We start from the raw sequence: 17,659 nt of genomic DNA on the forward strand, positions 1-17,659 counted from the left end.
TAAAATTCTTTCTACTCCAATATTCTAAAAAGGATTGATTATCAAATCGACTTCTTTTAAGATTTAGGATAATTGACAGTTCATAAATTGGAGGTAACGTGCAGGTGAAAGTGATTCAGTATGTAATTTTTTTATTAGGATTGACCTTCTTTGGCTTAGGTAATGCCATAGCCGTAAAGGTTAAGCATGTTGGTTTACATCCCTGGGAGGTTTTAAATGTCGCTTTATATGAACATTTCGGACTTACTATTGGGACTTGGGGAGTAATTTGTGGGTTACTATTGGTTAGCATCTCTTATTTTACAGCAAGAAAGTATATTAAAATTGGAACTTTCCTAAATGCCCTTTTAATTGGACCGATTATGGACTTTTTTTTATGGATAGATATATTACCCGAGCCAACACATTCTTGGGTAGATTATCTTATACTGTTTTGTGCTATTGTCATTGCTGGTATTGGCGGGGGAATGTATGTTGCGGCAGGTCTTGGTGCCGGACCCCGAGATGGTTTTATGCTTTACATTTCAAATAAGACGAAATTATCGGTAAGTCAAGCACGTATCCTTGTTGAAAGTTGTGTTTTAATTATTGGTTTTATATTAGGAGGACCTGTATTTATTGCCACGTTCCTCTATACATTTATCCAAAGTCCAGTATTCCAAAGGTCCATGACTTTTTTTAGTAGCTTAATTGAATTGTTTAAAAGTAAGAAGAAACAAATGAGAGAAGACGTGTATTTATAACAGACGACACGTCTTCTCTCATTCTACTAGATAACTTCTATTCTATCAGTACTAAAATCGTGATAATATTTTTGATGAGCTAAATCGTTTAAATCCTGTTCATTTGCTTCTTCAAAATAGGATGATAATTTTCCTTCATAGACTAATTCCAAAGAATTAGATTCTTTTATGTCATCTGGAGTAACAAGTGAAAGCGGCTTTTGTTTATTGATTTTCACGCCTGATTCCTCAAGAAGAGCGGCAACGAAGTGGGAACAAAAAAATGCATTTTTTCGATCCAGTTCTAAATTGAACATGACAGCGAAAAGACCTAATAAATTATAGCGATAATCCCTCTTATTTTTTTCAATTTCATTAATTTTCCGACAAATCATTTCATACTGCTTTTCAGATATCGTACAACAATAAATCGCACAATCAGCATTCCGAAATATGCCACCACGGATATTTTCTCGAACAAAACCAGCTAGAAAAGGATTACGAGGTCTTTTTCTTCCAAAACTATAGACGTCCCATAATTGGTCATCTAATGCGATGGAAGCATGATTATGAGGCTTCTTCGTATATAGTTTAATAATTTTCGTTAAAACCGTCCCAGTATCAGTAAGAAGTACGTAAATCTTCCTCATCCTATATTCCCCCTTCATTTTTCTATAGGAAGGGATTTCTCTCCTTATATCCCTTAATGAAATCGATCTTTTATTTTATTTTAACGTGTCTATCTTCAGGCTCACACAATCTCGAGCATGATTTTAAACTAAGACTTAAGACTTACCCTGGTAACGGGATTTCTCTTTATGCTCTTATATTATAATTTACTAAATTAAATTCCTCATAGAAACACATTTTTCCTGTTTTTTTTATAAAGTTTACCCATTTTTAACAATTCAAGCATAAAATAATACATTCATGATATAAGGGGTGTAATTAATGGGATTATATATTAACAATGGCAAACATCCTAAAGTTTATAAAAATAAGAAGAAGATATCTGAACCAAACCAAAAGGTGGTGAGGCGAGATTATCTTTCAGAAGTAATAGAAGAGCAGCATCAAGCAAATGTTTCACTCTTAAACGCTATCAATGAGATGAAACACCAATATCGAAACCAAGAGGTGGTACAAGCAAATAATTTGGATAAAATATCAAATCAATTAAATGAAATTAGCACTAGTAACCAAAAGCATACTGAATATGAAGAATTAATTATTCATTTATTGAAAACACAAGAGGAACTGCAAAAACAATTATCCGAAAAGATCAGTAAACAAGAAGAGTTTCAAACAGGGGTATTAACTCGGTTGGACCAACAAGAAGCATTGACAGAGAAAATTTCTAGGCAATTAAATCATATTCGATCGATTCTTTTTGAAAGGACTAATTACCTTGCAGAAAAAATTGATGAAGGATATAAGATTACTTCTTCCTATGTTTATAATCTAATGACTGGTTCAGACCAGCCCATAACATTTTATTTAATGAACAATAAAAAAGGTGAAAAACAAAAATAGACCGGTGCCATAAACAATGGCGCCGTTTTTTTGCTTTGCTCTTTTGTACCTAAATCGCTTCAACTTTTCCATAGTAATGAACAAAGTTTTTTAGTATCTCTTTTCCACATGAGGTTAAGATCGATTCAGGGTGAAACTGAACACCTTCGAGTGGAAGTTCTGTATGCCGAATTGCCATAATTTCCCCATTCTCCGTCCACGCGGATATCTCAAAACAAGGTGGCAGCGTCTCCCTTTTGACGATCAAAGAGTGATACCTCGTTGCCGGAAATGGATTTGGCAGTCCTTTAAATATTGTTTTTCCATCATGGTATATATCAGAGGTTTTACCATGCATTAATTGCTCAGCAGGAACAACATCACCTTGGTAAGCTTGAGCAATAGATTGGTGCCCAAGACAAACTCCCAAAATGGGGATAACTCCTGAAAACGACTTTATAACCTCTAGGCTTATTCCAGCCTCACTAGGATTACCTGGACCTGGGGAAATCATTAAGAATTCGGGTTCCATCTTTCTAATTTCATTTAAGCTGGTTTGGTCGTTTCGCTTTACGACTAAATCCTCCCCCAGCTCCCCTAGGTATTGAACTAAGTTAAAGGTAAAGGAATCATAATTATCGACCATGAAAATCATCTTTGCTCACCTATTTCCCTTCAAACCATTCATAGTAGTATCAGCTTTTTTCATCATACATGAATATCAAATACAAAAGAAGCCCTTTCTACTATGAAAAGGGCTTCCAATATGATTTAAGTCTTTTAGGTAACTTTTGCTATGAGATTTTCTTTAATTCCTCGGATAACTTGAGGAATGCTTCTTTATTTCTTTCTTGTAGGGAGAGGTCGATTTCCTTACGGAGCACTTCTCTTCTAAATTCAATCAAGGCGTGGTTTAAAAACATCTCAGCAATTACAGAATCGTTGTTCTCATCAGTTTGTTGTGGTGAATTTAATAATCTCTTTTCCATGGAAATCAACTCCTTGAGCTTTTTTTAATTATACTGTTAATTATCTAAAAATTCAAACACTTTGTTTGTTATTTTCAAAAGAAATTTTTTCCTACTCTTTTCCTGCATTTACTTGTCTGTTGATTTCCTCTCCACTAAGGAAAGCTTCTTCGAATAATCACCGCAGGGACAGGCGGTCTTTGCCTGTCACGAGGCACTTCGCGCACCTTAGGGCGGTTCGGGGAGCCTGTCTAGCTACAGCGCCTAGCCCCTCGAGTCGCTTCGGTCCTGACGATGAAGTCAAAGAGCGACTTCAACGCCAGGCCCTCCAGCGCTTGTCGGGGCTGGACAAGGCGCTTCCGCTTTTCCTTCTCCTCGACGCTTTGCGCCTGCGGGGTCTCCCCCTGCCCCGTCCTCCCGCAGGACATTGAATTTTACATCCACGAATCCGCCCACTCACGAAGAAAATGCGATAGCATTTTCGAGGAGTCTTCGTGCCTTCCGTTCCAATCAACAGAGTGCCAAAATAAAGAAAACTGCCTTAATTTAAGAAAAATTTAATAGATTATTTAGATTGCTTTTATAACTTCTTATTAGACTATGATTGTAACAAAATAATGATTGGAGGATATGTTTATGAATAAGAAGCTTTTGGCAGTTATTGGGATAAGTGGAACGATTATGTTGGGCAGTGTCTATTCGATTTCAGCAAATACATCTGGTTACGACCTATACAAGGAAGCTTTAAAGAAAACTCATACGGCTGAGAGCGCAACGTTGGATTTTAACCTTAACATTGAGGACAACAAAAAGTCTATATTTTCATCCCATTCAATTTTTAAATCTGATTCGGTCAATCAATTAAACTCCATCTCTACTCGTTTAGCCAATGAATCAGAAGTTAGCAATATGAACATGTACAAGCAGGCTGGGAATTGGTATGTAATAAAGGATGGACTAGATCAAGTTTACAAAATGGATATGTCAAAAAATCCTCATCACAGCAATACAGTTGAATTGAAGGATGATGTAGAGAATCTCATCGATGTTATGACAAAAAATCTTCAACAGCAAATTACAGTCGCAGAAAAGAAAGACGGCAATCACGTAATTGTGCTTGATTTAACTGGAAAAGAAATTCCTCTATCTGCAAATGCTCTTAGTACGTTAATGATTAAACATGCTGTCATGCTTCAAGACAATAATGAAATGGAAAGCTCAGACTTTCACATTAAAACGAAGCTTCCAGAATTGGATCACGAAATTACCATAAAGCAAGTCAAACTTACTGCACAGGTGAATAAAGAAAATTACATTGAACAACAGACTATCAAGGTAATCTTAACAGGCAAAGATAAACAGGATACCAGACATGAGTTAGTTCTTTCTATTAATTTAAATGCAACTAACTACAATCAAACTACAGTAACACCGGTTGAAATCCCTGCTGATAAAGTAGTCGAATTCAACCATGGTAGATAGTAATCATTAATTAGTATAGATGGTGACAATTTTGGAAAGAGCAGTGGTTATTACAGGAATGACTAAGCAATTCTCAAATGGCAGAGGTATACAGAATATTGACTTAACCATATACCAAGGGGAGATCGTAGGGATCCTTGGTCCAAATGGAGCCGGTAAAACAACCTTGTTAAAATGCCTGACCGGTCTAACTTCTCCAGATAGAGGAAAAGTGGAGCTATTCGGCATCGACATTCAAAGTAATTATAAGGAAGCGATAGGTCCTGTAGGGGCTTTAATTGGACCTGCTGTTGCTTATGAAAAAATGTCACCCTATATAAATTTAAAAATGATTTCTCGCTTGTATTCTGGCATTACCGATACAGATATTGACATGGTATTGCAACAAACAGGTCTAACTCCTTTTAAAGACGAGAAAATTTCCTCCTTTTCTATGGGGATGAAGCAGCGTTTTGGGATTGCCTCAGCACTTATTTCCAAGCCGCGCTTGATCGTTTTAGATGAACCGACGAATGGCTTAGATATTGATGGTTTGCTTTTGTTAAGAAAAACAATACAGGAAATATCAAAACATTCCGGTGTAACTTTTGTAATTTCCAGTCACCATATATCAGAATTAGAAAAATTATGTAATCGGTTTTGTTTTCTCATCAATGGGGAAGTTTCATTATATGAAGCAGGTAACGAGCCATTAGAGGATGTATACGTCAGAAAGGTTGAGGTGGCAGTCAGATGAACACAATCAAAGCAAATACTTTTAATGAAATACAAAAGCTGCTGACGAAAAAGGTTACAAAGCTTTTTCTGCTCTCTACGATACTCGTCCCTGTGCTGACTAAGCTTCTCGTAAATCATTTGTTTTTAATAGATTGGGTGGCGTTACCTACAGAAAATATAAATTTCACCTTGTTAGATTTATTTATAACCATTTTAATCCCTTTATTTATCTTTATCGCTGCTACAGATTTATTTACTGGAGAAGGTGAACGCGGAACTTTATTTCAAGTTAGACCGATCCGTCGAATAGAGCTTTTCTTGACTAAAGTTATCGCGATTAGTGTTTTATGCTTATTTATTCTTTTATTGGAATGGTTGGCTGTGATGATTAGCAGCGCTGTTTTTGACAAGGCCTTCGACATAGCTGATATTCCTTCTAGTGTAGGCGCCTTTATTGTGTCCTGGTTTCCCATTATCGTTCTAACCGCCTTTGCTGTTATGTTAGCACTCTTCGTTCATTCAAGCGTACTCGCTATTTCTGGTATGATTGTCCTATACTTATTCATGATGTTTATTCCATATGTTCTGCCTGGTTCCTTATACTTACTTCCATCAACCTATTTAGATTGGTATATGCAGTGGCTTAGCGATGTGTCATTTCGGTGGATAATACAAACTGTCACTTATTTGTGCTCTTCCTTCGCATTGTTTTTTTCAATAGGCTATTATATGTTTAATAGAAAAGAAGCCTAACTGAAGGGTGTTTTTTAATGTCTATTAAACTACGGCTCATTCTTTCAAATATTGCGATGATTACCGTCCCAATTATTTTGTTTATGATTACCTCTTTTCTTTTAATGATTGTTTTTCTCGGCGATATCCGTGAAATGGCTAATTTCTTACCAGAAAGTCACAATTACCACAAAACAAAACAAGAGGATACATTATTCTTCCTTGAACTAAAGGAAAAGTCTGCTGTAAATCCTATTGAATTACTAAGTAAGGAGTACTTGGAATCACTGAATAGTGGGCTTAGTAGTATCGATTCTGGATTAATGATTCGTAAAAACGACGAGATATTCTACAGGACAGATGATCTTGAAAAAGTACGCGCAGAGGAGTTGCCGGTATTTGGTACAGAAAGAAGCTTTCGCAGCTTAGAAGAAATCGGTGAACAGACTTTTGCCATGAAGCAGCACGATTTCTACTTACAGGATGGCAGTGAAGTCTCACTATTTTTAATGAGAGATGCAAGCCCATGGAATCAGTTTGTTCGAACCTTTTTTCCTATTTTATTCGGTTTATGTCTATTAATTTTAATTGCTACAAATGGACTATTAGCCTATTTTGTATCCAAAAGTATTATCACACCAATTAATCAATTAAAAAAGGCAGCCCATTTTATAAAGACTGGAGACCTCGAGCATTCCATTACAGCAGTGAGGAATGATGAGATTGGCCAATTAACACAAGCATTTGAAGAAATGAGGCTTCAATTAAAGCAGTCACACGAGATTCAAAAACAATATGAGGATAACCGCAAGGAATTAATTGCCCATATTTCTCATGATCTAAAAACACCGATTACTTCGATTAAAGGGTATATAGAAGGCATCCGTGATGGCATAGCAGACACACCGGAAAAGAGAACCCGATATATCCAAACCATCTATACAAAGGCTGTGGATATGGACCATCTAATAGATGAATTATTCTTATTCTCGAAGCTGGATTTAGGTAAAATCCCCTTTGAATTTGAACGAATTGATATCAAAGATTATTTAACGGATTATTTTGAAGAATTGAGCTTCGATCTTAGGAAACAGAATGTAGATTTACACTTCCAATTTGCCCCTCAGGGTCATTATTATGTTTCAGCAGACCGGGAAAAGTTTAAAAGGGTTCTAGCCAATATTATTAACAATAGCTTGAAGTATATGGATAAGGATAAGAAGGAATTAATCATCACCATGCATTCTACTGACAAAAATGTAGAGATTTCAATTGCAGATAACGGACCAGGTATCCCAGAAGAATCAATTCCCTTTATCTTTAATCAGTTTTATCGGGCCGAGCAATCCAGAAATAAATTAACCGGCGGCAGCGGATTAGGACTTTCCATCGCGAAAATGATTATTGAAGAGCATAACGGTTTGATAAAATTGGAGAGCACATTAAATGTAGGAACAAAAATTACCATTTGTTTGCCGAACGATACCTGCGCCGGGGAGACAGTATTATGAAAAAAATATTAATCATAGAAGATGAAAGAAGCATTGCAGAATTAGAACAGGATTATTTAGAAATAAACGGCTTCCAAACTGAAATGGTCCATACAGGAGATATCGGTCTCCAAAAAGCACTAACCCAGGATTATGATTTAATTCTGCTTGATGTCATGCTGCCAAACATTGACGGTTTTGAAATCTGTAAGAAGATAAGAAGTGTCAAGGATATCCCCATCATCATGGTTACGGCAAAAAAAGAAGAGATTGATAAGATTAGAGGTCTTGGACTAGGTGCCGATGATTATTTAGTTAAGCCCTTCAGTCCGAATGAAATGGTTGCTAGAGTGAAGGCACATTTATCCAGATATGAGAGATTGTCAATGCAACCAACTACAGAATCACAAGGGATTTACATCCGTGGTTTATTCGTAGATCGATCTTCACGCCGTGTCTTTGTTAATAACAAAGAAATCACCTTAACAACAAAGGAATTCGATGTTCTCACCTTTCTGGCATTAAACCCAGACCAGGTCTTTAGCAAAGACCATCTATTTGAAAGAATCTGGGGCTACGACAGTAACGGTGACGTCTCCACCGTCACCGTCCATATACGCAAAATAAGAGAAAAAATCGAACACGACCCCTCCAACCCTGAATACATAGAAACTGTTTGGGGATCGGGCTATCGTTTTCATTAACTTTGTGACACCTTTAGGTGCTACATTTGTGAACACCTTTTAGGTGTCACCTTGGTGACAGGCACCACCAAAAGACAGTGTCCACCCCAGGTGGACACTGTCTTTTGGTGTTAGTGTATTTGGCTTTGGAATAGAGTGTTTCGGTTGTTGAATTTAGTGACTAGTTTTATTAGGAATAGGTTGCCTGCCAGTAAGACAGCTCCTATTAAGAATAATGTTAATGGGCTTAAGAAGAACATTCCACTAGCTTGGCTAATCATGATTCCAACGATTGGCAGCACCAGTATTCCGCCAAATTGCTGAGCTTCTTGGAACGTTTTGACCTTGGCTGAAATTAAGACATTTAAAATGATATTAAATAGGACTAAAATCGGGATTACCCAAAACATTAAAATAATCCAGGTAGAGTTAAAGTACAAGATTACCTTAAAATACGGATACGTAATTACATTAACAATAATAAAACTACCGATAAATGTAGCAAACGAAATTCCTAATGATGGAATTAAAGAGGCTAACACTTTCCCAAGAAACAAGTCCTTGATGGAAATAGGTGAAAACAATAACGTTTCTAACGTGCTTCTTTCCTTTTCCCCTACAAAACTATTTGATGACGTAACCATTGAATTAATAATGGCTACCATCAAGAAAAAGGGAATCATCATAAAGGTTAAGAAAAAATAAACAAATTTATACCCAAGGGTCGGCAAGGCGATAAGAGTATTTCTCATATCCTCATTGGGAAAGTTTTCAATATATGAATTTAGCGGTTTTTCTATTTCTTCTGAAGAAGTTCCTACTAAATCAAAGTGAATTCCAAAGTAGGCCATACAGGATGGCACGACAATACACATCAGAAATGCCACGATGACCATAGGCACCCAAACCTTTTTGGATGAAAATGTAGCTTTCATATCTTTCCGTGCAATGGTTAAAATTGTCTGTTTATTCACCCACATTCCCCCCTCTAATATGAAAATAAATCGCCTCGAGGCTTCTGTTGGTTATCTCGCAATTATGAACCCATGTCTCTTTAAGAATATTGGTTAATAAAGGAGTAATCTCTTCTTTCGTGGACAGCAAAAACTCCAATTGATTTTCCCCTTTTCTACTGTATATGCACCCCTTGTAGGTTGGGCTAGTCAAAGGCTTAAGACCAGTTTCTACTAATAACTTAATTTCCTTTAAGTATTTGTCCTCTAATTGGATCATCGTTCCGTTTTCTACTATTTTGCCATCTATTAAAAACAAATAGGAATCACAGATGGTTTCTAGTTGATGTAGAACATGAGAGCATATTAAAATCGTTACCCCCTCTTCTTGATTCACCTTACGCAAATAATGGATAACTTCATTAATACCTTCAGGGTCTAACCCATTCGTCGGTTCATCAAGAAAAAGCAGAATTGGATTATGCAGTAAAGCTTTCGCCAGTGCAATTCTTTTCTTCATGCCGGTAGAAAAGCTCCCAACTAATTGATCCTTAAAGCGCAGCATATCGAACTGGTCAAGTAAATGTATTATTCTCTTCGTATCCGCATGGCCATATATTTTTGAAAAAAAGACAAGATTATCCCATGCCGACATATCATGATAAAGACTTGCACTTTCTGTAACAATTCCAACCCTTTTTCTAATTTCATCGCCTTGTAATTTTGGATCAAAACCCATAACCTTCATTGTCCCAGTAGTTGCTTCAATTACTCCGTTTAATAAACGAATAATCGTTGTCTTTCCTGCCCCGTTTGGACCAAGCAGACCGTTGATACTTCCTTTCTTTATTGTAAAAGAAACATCCTTTAATATTTCACGTTGATTATACTGCTTGCAGACTTTATCTACCTCAATAATATTAGTCAAATTTCTCCCCCCATAACCATCATCCATCTTTATAACGATTAAAGATGGGTAATCGTTCACAATAATTTTATATTTTTTTGATAGTCTCTTTAAAATATGAATGACCATATGTTCGAAAGGTTTTTGTATTTGTGTTGCCGAATAGAATGTAGAAATAAGAGATGAGGAGAATTCATTATGTCAACAAAAAAAGGAAGTATTCTGGTAGTTGAAGATGAAGAAAAAATTGCAAGAGTATTAGAGCTTGAACTGGAATATGAGGGATACAAAGTAACGAAAGTAATCGACGGGCTTGAAGCACTCGAAGCCTATCGGACTGGCAGTTGGGATTTAATTTTATTAGATGTCATGCTGCCAGGATTAAGCGGGATTGAACTTCTTCGGAGAATTAGAAAAAATGATTTTCATACTCCGGTCATCCTATTAACAGCAAAAAGCTCTGTTGAAGACAAAGTATCCGGACTTGACTTGGGTGCCAATGATTATATAACAAAGCCCTTTCAAATTGAAGAGCTGTTAGCAAGAATACGTGCTGCCTTAAGAATCAAACGCACTGAAGAAGCACAACCTGAGGATGAAAACGATAACCTGCTGCGATTTGCCGATTTATCAATAAATCAAAAATCTAGAGAAGTTATTCGAGGTGATGGGGAGTCCATTGATTTGACGCCAAGGGAATATGACTTACTCGTATATCTAATGGTGAATAAACGACAGGTATTGAGCAGGGACCAAATTTTAGAGGCTGTATGGGGATATGACTTTTTCGGAGATACAAATGTTGTAGACGTTTATATTCGTTATGTTAGAAAAAAAATTGACCTACCACATCTGCCCTCGTTAATTCATACGGTTCGCGGCGTTGGTTATGTGATGAAGGATTTAAAATGAAACTGAGAAATAAAATTAACCTTTATACTGCTTTTTTATTTGCGTTATTGCTCCTCATCATAAATATCACTGTTTATTATTCATTCAGCAAATTAGTCCTCAACAGCGAACTTAGTACTGCGCATGATGAAATGAAAAATATTTCTATGAATCTTGGAAAATCATTAGGAACGATATCTGAAGATACTCTTTTAAGATCTTACGTGCCTATAAACGGGATGATTCAAATTGTTACAAAGGACCAAAATGACTCCTCTCCGTATACCAGCCCAGGTGCACATGACTTAAGTAAGAGGAAATCAGTATTTTATAGTAATGAAGTTAGTGAAACTCTTGAATACCAGGACCGGCTATTTAGCTTTGAATCTATGCCAATCCTATTGCAAGACGGAAGCATTGCCAATCTGCAGATAACCAAGAGTATGGAAACTGCAACCAATAATTTATCTACCCTTCGCCTTGTGTTAATTATGGTCACTCTGCTGGCGTTGATTCCTGTATTAATTTCCAGCCGGATTCTAAGCAATCTAATTACAAAGCCCGTAACCTCTATGATAAGAACGATGAAAGATATAAGGCAAAGCGGAGCTTTTAAGCGACTAAAGCTTGAGGGCAGCTCGAAGGACGAACTCTTTCAAATGGGGCAAACTTTTAACCATATGATTGATTTGTTAGAAGTCAACTTTGAAAAACAGAAACAATTTGTCTCCAATGCATCGCATGAACTTAAAACCCCTTTAACCATCATCGAAAGTTACGCAAGTCTTTTAAAAAGAAGAGGTTTAAAGGAGCCAAAGTTATTCTCTGAATCAATTGAAGCTATTCACTCAGAGGCAATCCGTATGAAAGAAATGACTGAACAGCTGTTAATGTTAGCTAGGCACCATGAACAATGGAATATTGTGCTTAACCAGTTAAACATTAGCCATTTAATAACCCAAACAATCAAAGCATTTAAAAATGCTTATCATCGTGATATTAAATTTATCCAGGAAAATGATACTCCCCTATTCATTGAAACCGATGAAAAAAAGCTCAAGCAGCTGCTGTTTATTTTTTTAGACAATGCTAGGAAATATAGTGATGGAACGATTTCGGTACAACTTGGCCATGACCACGATGAAGTCTACATTAAAATAATTGATCATGGAATTGGTATTCCTGAAATTGCCCTCCCTAAGGTGTTCGACAGGTTCTATCGGGTGGATAAAGCAAGAAGCAGAAAACAGGGAGGTTCTGGCCTTGGGTTGTCACTTGCAAAAGAAATTGCCGATGCAATCGGTGTTATCATACAACTAGATAGTGTGCTTGGTTCAGGAACTATCGTCACGATTCTGAGTAAAAAAATCGAAAAATAATAGCAATTTCTCATCACTTTCTCATGTTTATGTAAGAAAATAAATGGTACTAAGGTGGTGAAAAAAAGTGAAAAAATTTTCTTGGTTTTGGGTAACCATGTGTTCTATCATTATCGTAATTGTTTTGGTGAGCTGGCAGCAATTTGGAAAACTGTCTCCCTCTGCTGACATGTTAACAGAACAGGAAGCTCAGAAACTTGTTCATGATCGTTATCAAGGAGAGGTGACATTGCTAAAGCTAGCTGATCAGCGATATCAAATAGAACTACTAAAACAGAATAAACTTTACTCCATCAAGCTTGATGCGAGAAGTGGAAAAATATTATCTTTTAATGAAAGTACAAAATTGACAGTACCAACTCCCAATTCTCCTTCTATAATAGAGCTGCCAGAAGAAGAACTAAAACAAATTGTACTCAATGCAATAAAAGGATCGCTTGTTTCTTTTGAGAAAGTTGAGACTAATCAACAACCTTCCTATAAAGCAATTGTGAGAGAAGCTGACAAACAAACAACGATTTTTGTGGACGCCTCTTCAGGTGCTATCCTGTCAACATCATCTTCTGAAATCAATCAACCTCCTAAAACATTAACTGAAAAGGAGGCAGTTACTATAGCCATTTCTCAGGTCCAGGGTGAGGTAGATGATGTTTGGCTAGATACACAGGGGGACCAAACCTTTTACCTTGTCAAAATTGACACAAGTGATGACCGTGAAGCAACTGTACAGATACATGCCATCACAGGAGACGTAATCGTATCTTGGGATGAACATAATAGTGATAAAAATGACGATGACGATGATTAGTCAATAAAAATGAGTTTTCATAAAACAAGCTTTTCTCATGAAATTCTAATGTTTCTATCCTTTTACTCTCATATTCGGTGGATATACTGAAATTGTAGAAAGGTAATAAAAAAAGGAGGAAATAATAATGAAAAATAAAGTTTTAATAGGTGTAGTGTCATCGATACTCGTTTTGGGTGGAGCTTTTGCAGTAGGTGCTTCAAAGAATGATTCTCGTCCAGATGATTCCATTAATCTAGATGACAAATCCTCAGTAATAAATCTTGGTACACAAAGCTTGCCTGAAATCAAAGAAGGTCAGGAAATTGAGCTGGAAACAGAGCACGGTCAAACATTTTACAAGATAGAATCCGATGATGACAGTAGTAATTCAACAGCTTCTCAAACGAACACATCGGCTTTATCTGTTGAAGAAGCAGCAAAAATTGCTACCAATGAGGTAAACGGAACTATTACCGAGGTTGAAAAAGAAATGGAACATGGCAGACTCGAATATAAATTTGAGATCCAGTCGGATCAAGGTGAAGCTGACGTTCGTGTAGATGCTGAAACAGGAAATATAACACGAGTAGAGTTTGATGATGATAGCAGGGATGATCGAAATGATGACAAGAGCAAAGGCACTGATGACAGCGGGATTGATGGATAATTATCAGTAGAGGACAATCGTTAAGTCGATTGTTCTTTTTTGTCCATATATATGTAATTTACACCTATTAGTAATAATAACCAAAAAATTTATATATAATATGTTAATTACATCATTATACCTGTTTACACTATCCGAATTATGGCTAAAAAGAATACTATTATCAACCATAGGAGGTAGTTTATTTGGGTAAGATATTATCTGGAATCCCCTATCTACGCATGGGCGCTGGAGAACCTCTGGTTTTTATTCACGGTCTTGGAGAAATTAAGGAAGGATGGTCCAATCAGTTTGAATTTGCACAACAGTATGACCTGATTATCCCAGATTTACGTGGACATGGAGAGTATATTACAGATGAGAAAATTTCTATCAAAAACTTTGCCTTGGATATAATCAATTTGTTAAAAGGTCTTGAGATTGAAAGCGCCCACATTTGTGGACTATCAATGGGTGGAATGGTTGCACAAGAGCTCTATCGTCAAGCACCCGGCATGTGCCTGTCCCTTACGCTCGTAAGCACGTTTCATTATGCCCCAAGACAATTCGGACAGCTCTTTTTAAAATATCGTAAGTTACGGACAGAATCAATTTCGCTTGAGGAGCAAAAGAATATTGCTGCACGTGTCTGCCTTTATTCGTGGACTAAGGAAAACTTTGAGAATTTCTATAAATTCTATCATCCTAATCGTGACTATTATTTACCTTCAATGAAGGCATGCCTTGAGGTGAATAATCTTTGTCTGCTTCCAATGATAAAGGTTCCAACATTAATTATTGGCGGTCAGTACGATACGGTAACCCCTGCTTGGATACAATTTCTGATGCATAAACAAATTAGACATTCCGAATTTGTCATTTTTAGAAATACAGGGCATATTGCTAAGCTTGAGGCTAAAGAGGCATTTAACGAGGTTCTGCGAAACTTTTTAAACAAACATAAAAAAGCAAGTTAAGGGAAGGAACATCTTCCCTTTCCTCCCTAACCATTATATAATCTTGTACGAATCTTTATTACAACAATTTAAGTGGATTTGAACGAGTGGAAGCCCATTCATCCACCACTAGCGCAAACAATCCGGTTAGCGCTAAGGAAACATGACCCGCTTCAACCAGCTTGTAAGTTTTATCCTCACTTGAGACTAAATCCATAATCGGAAGGCTTTGAGATTCCGGCACTAAATTATCGTTTGATGAGGAAATAACAAGCAAATTCGATTTAATATTTTTTAAATCTACAGGTTTATTGCCAATCATCAATTCCTGTTTAATAAGCTTGTTCTCCTTAAAAAGATCATTCGCTAATTGTCTAAATGCTTCGCCTGCAAATGGGACCTGGTCAGTTGTCCATTTATTCATTCGACGCCATTTTTCCACATATCTAGCGTCATGTGCTCGATTCAAAAGTGTCGTATAGTGACTAAAATAAATTGGAGCCGATACTGCACGAAACATTGCCTCCACATAGGTTGACGGAACATTTCCATAAACATCAATTAGGCGATCAACATTTATATCACCATTCCTAAAACCCTCCATCCATTTATCTGGACCAGCAAACTCTGTAAAATCTATCGGTACAGTTGCAACAATCAAGTTTTTAATCGGTTCTTCTGCTATGGATGCATAAATAGATGCAATCGTCCCGCCTAAGCAATAACCTACAATTGTCATTTCGTCGGCACCAGAATGGCGGATAGCACGCCTGACTGCGGTTCTTAAATACTTTTCGATGTATGTATCCATACCAATATTTTTATCTTCATAACCTGGCGTGCCCCAATCTAATAAATACACATCATATCCACGGTTAGTAAGCCCCTCAATTACACTTACCTTCGGAGCAAAATCAAGAATATATGGTTTATTAAATAAAGAATAGACAAAAAATAATGGGATTTGATATTTTTTTTGTGTTGCTGGGTAATGCCATAATACAGATTTATTCTTTCTCCATACCTCAGTCCTAGGTGTATGACCAATTTTAGGTTCCGGCTCATTTAGCACTTGAAATAGGTGCTTCCAGCGTTTCATTTCTTGTTCATAATCTAACTCTAAAGGTGGAATAAAATCCTTTGTATCTACTGCCACTACTTTCCCCCATTTGCTACTTATTTGTTTGACCCAGCCCCTGTTAACACAGGCTCTATAGGATGATCATTCTTAAACTGACTTTTAAGAATCTCTAGATCTTCTTTAAGATTATTTAACTTATTAAGCTCGAACCTGATTTCTTGCAATTCACCTTTTAAATTCTTTGAATCTGCAAGTTCCTTTTTCGTTTTACCTAACTCTGTTTTTAGTTGTTTCGTTAGTTTAATAATTTCCTTGGATACATCTATAACACTTTCAATCTCCTTGCTTTGTGATTTCAATGAATCCTGTATATCCCAAATTTTTTCTTCAAGGGAATCAATTTTTTCTTCCGTTTGAATGGTTAATGAAGTAACATTCGCCAAGTCATTTTTAGTTGGAAGATTGAGCACACCTGCAACTGCCTCTTGATTCTTTTTAAAAGCTTCAAGGTAACGGGCGTGTGTGTCAGTCTCTACTTTTGACATTTTGACAAATTCATTGTTATTAGACAAAAGAAAAAGAAAATCATTTATTTGTTTCTCCCATATTTCACTATACTTTTTAAATGAATCATATGGGTCAAACGAGCTTTTAGTCGACATCTGGTTCACCTCAGGATAATTTATGATTTTGAATCTGAAACATTCTTCATATATTTCTGAAAGGGTAAAAGGGCAGACTTTACTTGTTTTTCAAAAAGATTCACAAAAATCTTTTGATTTTCATATAAAATATTCGTTGTACTCTTTACACCTTCAATATACTTCTCTCTGCTTCTCTTTCTAAAAGATAAATATTGTTCGACACTGTCTAGATACTTGTCTAATGCTTGTCCACTGCTTAAAGTACGAATTGGTGTGGTTAATAACGATGTAGTTTTATTTTGAATGTCATCCACTACACGGTTGATCTCTTCATAGGACTTTACAGGGAAGAAATTTTGAATCGTAGTCGTGGTCATGAGTAATTCTTCACGTGCATATTTCTCCCATTCAAGCAGCTCTTTCCGGAATTGCTCCGTAATAGCTTGGCTACTTTCCTGATTTCTTTTAACACTCTCAACAAATTTTTTAGTAGCATTTAAGAATATTTCATCACGATGGTTTAATCGATCTGCCCATTCATCCACTTCTTCATATGCAGCTTTCCATACTAATTCAAAGCTTGAAAGTTGGTTTTCTTTGATTTCTTGATTTTCAATTGCTGATTCATTTTTATTGCCCATTGTTTTCTCCTCCATTTGGTTAGTCATCAAATAAACTCTTTAATTCTTCAAGTTCATTCTTCAACGACTTTATTTTGACTGCCTTTAAGTCCTTCACTTCATACTCAAAAAAACAAAGCATTCCACGCAAAGAGGTATTAAGTTCTTTCAACCGTGAATGATTGCTTTTTAAGCCAATGTTTAGCATATACAGTGTTTCTTCCAGATTGTCCAGCCTTTCCTCACAATCTACTTTCCTTACGGCGAGCTGGGCTAAATCTTCTTTCTTAGGAATATCAAATACAGATAACCAGTTGTTAATTACCTTTTTTTGAATCACTACATGATTTAAGTGGTGTTCGACAGCTTTACCCAAAGAATGTGTAAAGGTTAGGCAATTGGCAGATAAATGGATTTGTTTATTCCATTCTTTTTCTAAGTTTTTGTAAAAATTGACAGGGTCTGGTTGTTTTGTTTCCATAAAAG

At 36.4% G+C, this 17,659-nt stretch carries 22 protein-coding genes; 12 read left to right on the top strand and 10 right to left on the bottom strand.

Annotated elements, in window-relative coordinates; translation table 11 throughout:
* Positions 1–98 precede the first annotated feature (98 nt).
* On the top strand, positions 99–743 hold the full coding sequence (locus tag F4694_RS10540; RefSeq protein ID WP_179597594.1) for a YczE/YyaS/YitT family protein: 645 nt from the start codon (positions 99–101) through the stop codon (positions 741–743).
* A 26-nt stretch (positions 744–769) separates the two neighbouring features.
* On the opposite strand, the gene F4694_RS10545 is transcribed toward F4694_RS10540, so the two are convergent.
* Positions 770–1,372 carry a hypothetical protein gene (locus tag F4694_RS10545; RefSeq protein ID WP_179597596.1) on the bottom strand — a complete coding sequence of 201 codons (603 nt, stop codon included), beginning with the start codon at positions 1,370–1,372 and terminating at the stop codon, positions 770–772.
* 301 nt (positions 1,373–1,673) lie between these two features.
* On the opposite strand from F4694_RS10545, the gene F4694_RS10550 reads away from it, so the two are divergent.
* Positions 1,674–2,255, top strand: coding sequence for a hypothetical protein (locus tag F4694_RS10550; protein WP_179597598.1), 582 nt, complete (start codon positions 1,674–1,676; stop codon positions 2,253–2,255).
* A 49-nt stretch (positions 2,256–2,304) separates the two neighbouring features.
* Here F4694_RS10550 and pabA read toward each other — a convergent pair whose 3' ends face one another.
* The 3 genes from pabA to F4694_RS10565 all read right to left on the bottom strand — a co-directional run bounded on the left by pabA (position 2,305) and on the right by F4694_RS10565 (position 3,646).
* On the bottom strand, positions 2,305–2,889 hold the full coding sequence (pabA, locus tag F4694_RS10555) for an aminodeoxychorismate/anthranilate synthase component II (RefSeq protein WP_179597600.1): 585 nt from the start codon (positions 2,887–2,889) through the stop codon (positions 2,305–2,307).
* 139 nt (positions 2,890–3,028) lie between these two features.
* Complete coding sequence (locus tag F4694_RS10560; protein WP_063251478.1) at positions 3,029–3,223, bottom strand: IDEAL domain-containing protein; 195 nt, start codon at positions 3,221–3,223, stop codon at positions 3,029–3,031.
* Between the two features lie 279 nt (positions 3,224–3,502).
* The gene (locus tag F4694_RS10565; RefSeq protein WP_179597602.1) at positions 3,503–3,646 is read right to left on the bottom strand and encodes a hypothetical protein; all 144 of its coding nucleotides are present in this window, start codon (positions 3,644–3,646) and stop codon (positions 3,503–3,505) included.
* A 192-nt stretch (positions 3,647–3,838) separates the two neighbouring features.
* Here F4694_RS10565 and F4694_RS10570 point away from each other — a divergent pair, with 192 nt between their 5' ends.
* Genes F4694_RS10570 through F4694_RS10590 form a run of 5 tightly spaced genes read left to right on the top strand, consistent with a single transcriptional unit; the run spans position 3,839 to position 8,327 of the window.
* A complete protein-coding gene (locus F4694_RS10570; protein WP_179597604.1) occupies positions 3,839–4,684 on the top strand; it encodes a hypothetical protein in 846 nt (281 codons plus the stop codon).
* Between the two features lie 19 nt (positions 4,685–4,703).
* Positions 4,704–5,420 (top strand): ABC transporter ATP-binding protein, encoded by a 717-nt coding sequence (locus F4694_RS10575; protein ID WP_257029196.1) that lies wholly within the window; start codon positions 4,704–4,706, stop codon positions 5,418–5,420.
* Positions 5,417–6,154, top strand: a complete 738-nt coding sequence (locus tag F4694_RS10580; RefSeq protein WP_179597609.1) for an ABC transporter permease — start codon at positions 5,417–5,419, stop codon at positions 6,152–6,154. Before F4694_RS10575 ends, F4694_RS10580 begins: the two co-directional genes overlap by 4 nt.
* A 17-nt stretch (positions 6,155–6,171) precedes the next feature.
* Positions 6,172–7,644: a sensor histidine kinase gene (locus F4694_RS10585; RefSeq protein ID WP_179597611.1), complete on the top strand. Its 1,473-nt coding sequence runs from the start codon at positions 6,172–6,174 to the stop codon at positions 7,642–7,644.
* Positions 7,641–8,327, top strand: a complete 687-nt coding sequence (locus tag F4694_RS10590; RefSeq protein WP_179597613.1) for a response regulator transcription factor — start codon at positions 7,641–7,643, stop codon at positions 8,325–8,327. Before F4694_RS10585 ends, F4694_RS10590 begins: the two co-directional genes overlap by 4 nt.
* A 110-nt stretch (positions 8,328–8,437) precedes the next feature.
* Here the strand turns inward: F4694_RS10590 and F4694_RS10595 are convergent, their stop codons facing one another.
* A complete protein-coding gene (locus F4694_RS10595) occupies positions 8,438–9,280 on the bottom strand; it encodes an ABC transporter permease subunit (RefSeq protein ID WP_179597616.1) in 843 nt (280 codons plus the stop codon).
* Positions 9,273–10,187: an ABC transporter ATP-binding protein gene (locus F4694_RS10600; protein WP_179597618.1), complete on the bottom strand. Its 915-nt coding sequence runs from the start codon at positions 10,185–10,187 to the stop codon at positions 9,273–9,275. Before F4694_RS10600 ends, F4694_RS10595 begins: the two co-directional genes overlap by 8 nt.
* Before the next feature lie 177 nt (positions 10,188–10,364).
* Here F4694_RS10600 and F4694_RS10605 point away from each other — a divergent pair, with 177 nt between their 5' ends.
* The 5 genes from F4694_RS10605 (at position 10,365) to F4694_RS10625 (ending at position 14,849) form a co-directional block, all read left to right on the top strand.
* Positions 10,365–11,078 (top strand): response regulator transcription factor, encoded by a 714-nt coding sequence (locus F4694_RS10605; protein WP_179597620.1) that lies wholly within the window; start codon positions 10,365–10,367, stop codon positions 11,076–11,078.
* Entirely contained in the window at positions 11,075–12,436 is a 1,362-nt protein-coding gene (locus tag F4694_RS10610; protein ID WP_179597622.1) for a sensor histidine kinase, read from the top strand. Before F4694_RS10605 ends, F4694_RS10610 begins: the two co-directional genes overlap by 4 nt.
* A gap of 67 nt (positions 12,437–12,503) precedes the next feature.
* A complete protein-coding gene (locus tag F4694_RS10615; protein WP_179597624.1) occupies positions 12,504–13,244 on the top strand; it encodes a PepSY domain-containing protein in 741 nt (246 codons plus the stop codon).
* A gap of 127 nt (positions 13,245–13,371) precedes the next feature.
* Complete coding sequence (locus F4694_RS10620; protein WP_179597626.1) at positions 13,372–13,893, top strand: PepSY domain-containing protein; 522 nt, start codon at positions 13,372–13,374, stop codon at positions 13,891–13,893.
* A gap of 185 nt (positions 13,894–14,078) precedes the next feature.
* Positions 14,079–14,849 carry an alpha/beta fold hydrolase gene (locus F4694_RS10625; protein ID WP_257029198.1) on the top strand — a complete coding sequence of 257 codons (771 nt, stop codon included), beginning with the start codon at positions 14,079–14,081 and terminating at the stop codon, positions 14,847–14,849.
* Between the two features lie 58 nt (positions 14,850–14,907).
* Here the strand turns inward: F4694_RS10625 and F4694_RS10630 are convergent, their stop codons facing one another.
* The 4 genes from F4694_RS10630 to F4694_RS10645 are packed head-to-tail and all read right to left on the bottom strand — an operon-like array spanning position 14,908 to position 17,654.
* On the bottom strand, positions 14,908–15,984 hold the full coding sequence (locus F4694_RS10630) for an alpha/beta fold hydrolase (RefSeq protein ID WP_179597628.1): 1,077 nt from the start codon (positions 15,982–15,984) through the stop codon (positions 14,908–14,910).
* Positions 15,985–16,004: 20 nt separating this feature from the next.
* Complete coding sequence (locus F4694_RS10635; protein WP_179597630.1) at positions 16,005–16,571, bottom strand: polyhydroxyalkanoate biosynthesis repressor PhaR; 567 nt, start codon at positions 16,569–16,571, stop codon at positions 16,005–16,007.
* Positions 16,572–16,591: 20 nt separating this feature from the next.
* Positions 16,592–17,194 carry a hypothetical protein gene (locus F4694_RS10640; RefSeq protein ID WP_179597632.1) on the bottom strand — a complete coding sequence of 201 codons (603 nt, stop codon included), beginning with the start codon at positions 17,192–17,194 and terminating at the stop codon, positions 16,592–16,594.
* Between the two features lie 19 nt (positions 17,195–17,213).
* Entirely contained in the window at positions 17,214–17,654 is a 441-nt protein-coding gene (locus F4694_RS10645; protein ID WP_179597634.1) for a hypothetical protein, read from the bottom strand.
* Between the last annotated feature and the right edge of the window lie 5 nt (positions 17,655–17,659).

Source organism: Neobacillus driksii (genome assembly GCF_013409995.1).
Taxonomy (GTDB): domain Bacteria; phylum Bacillota; class Bacilli; order Bacillales; family Cytobacillaceae; genus Neobacillus; species Neobacillus driksii.

Excerpts from the sequence above, each read along its gene's own strand:
- F4694_RS10580 (WP_179597609.1), top strand. The coding sequence starts at position 5,417 with ATGAACACAATCAAAGCAAATACTTTTAATGAAATACAAAAGCTGCTG.
- F4694_RS10645 (WP_179597634.1), bottom strand. The coding sequence starts at position 17,654 with ATGGAAACAAAACAACCAGACCCTGTCAATTTTTACAAAAACTTAGAA.
- F4694_RS10560 (WP_063251478.1), bottom strand. The coding sequence starts at position 3,223 with ATGGAAAAGAGATTATTAAATTCACCACAACAAACTGATGAGAACAAC.
- F4694_RS10545 (WP_179597596.1), bottom strand. The coding sequence starts at position 1,372 with ATGAGGAAGATTTACGTACTTCTTACTGATACTGGGACGGTTTTAACG.
- F4694_RS10640 (WP_179597632.1), bottom strand. The coding sequence starts at position 17,194 with ATGGGCAATAAAAATGAATCAGCAATTGAAAATCAAGAAATCAAAGAA.
- F4694_RS10590 (WP_179597613.1), top strand. The coding sequence starts at position 7,641 with ATGAAAAAAATATTAATCATAGAAGATGAAAGAAGCATTGCAGAATTA.
- F4694_RS10605 (WP_179597620.1), top strand. The coding sequence starts at position 10,365 with ATGTCAACAAAAAAAGGAAGTATTCTGGTAGTTGAAGATGAAGAAAAA.
- F4694_RS10610 (WP_179597622.1), top strand. The coding sequence starts at position 11,075 with ATGAAACTGAGAAATAAAATTAACCTTTATACTGCTTTTTTATTTGCG.
- pabA (WP_179597600.1), bottom strand. The coding sequence starts at position 2,889 with ATGATTTTCATGGTCGATAATTATGATTCCTTTACCTTTAACTTAGTT.
- F4694_RS10550 (WP_179597598.1), top strand. The coding sequence starts at position 1,674 with ATGGGATTATATATTAACAATGGCAAACATCCTAAAGTTTATAAAAAT.
- F4694_RS10620 (WP_179597626.1), top strand. The coding sequence starts at position 13,372 with ATGAAAAATAAAGTTTTAATAGGTGTAGTGTCATCGATACTCGTTTTG.
- F4694_RS10570 (WP_179597604.1), top strand. The coding sequence starts at position 3,839 with ATGAATAAGAAGCTTTTGGCAGTTATTGGGATAAGTGGAACGATTATG.
- F4694_RS10635 (WP_179597630.1), bottom strand. The coding sequence starts at position 16,571 with ATGTCGACTAAAAGCTCGTTTGACCCATATGATTCATTTAAAAAGTAT.
- F4694_RS10575 (WP_257029196.1), top strand. The coding sequence starts at position 4,704 with ATGGTGACAATTTTGGAAAGAGCAGTGGTTATTACAGGAATGACTAAG.
- F4694_RS10585 (WP_179597611.1), top strand. The coding sequence starts at position 6,172 with ATGTCTATTAAACTACGGCTCATTCTTTCAAATATTGCGATGATTACC.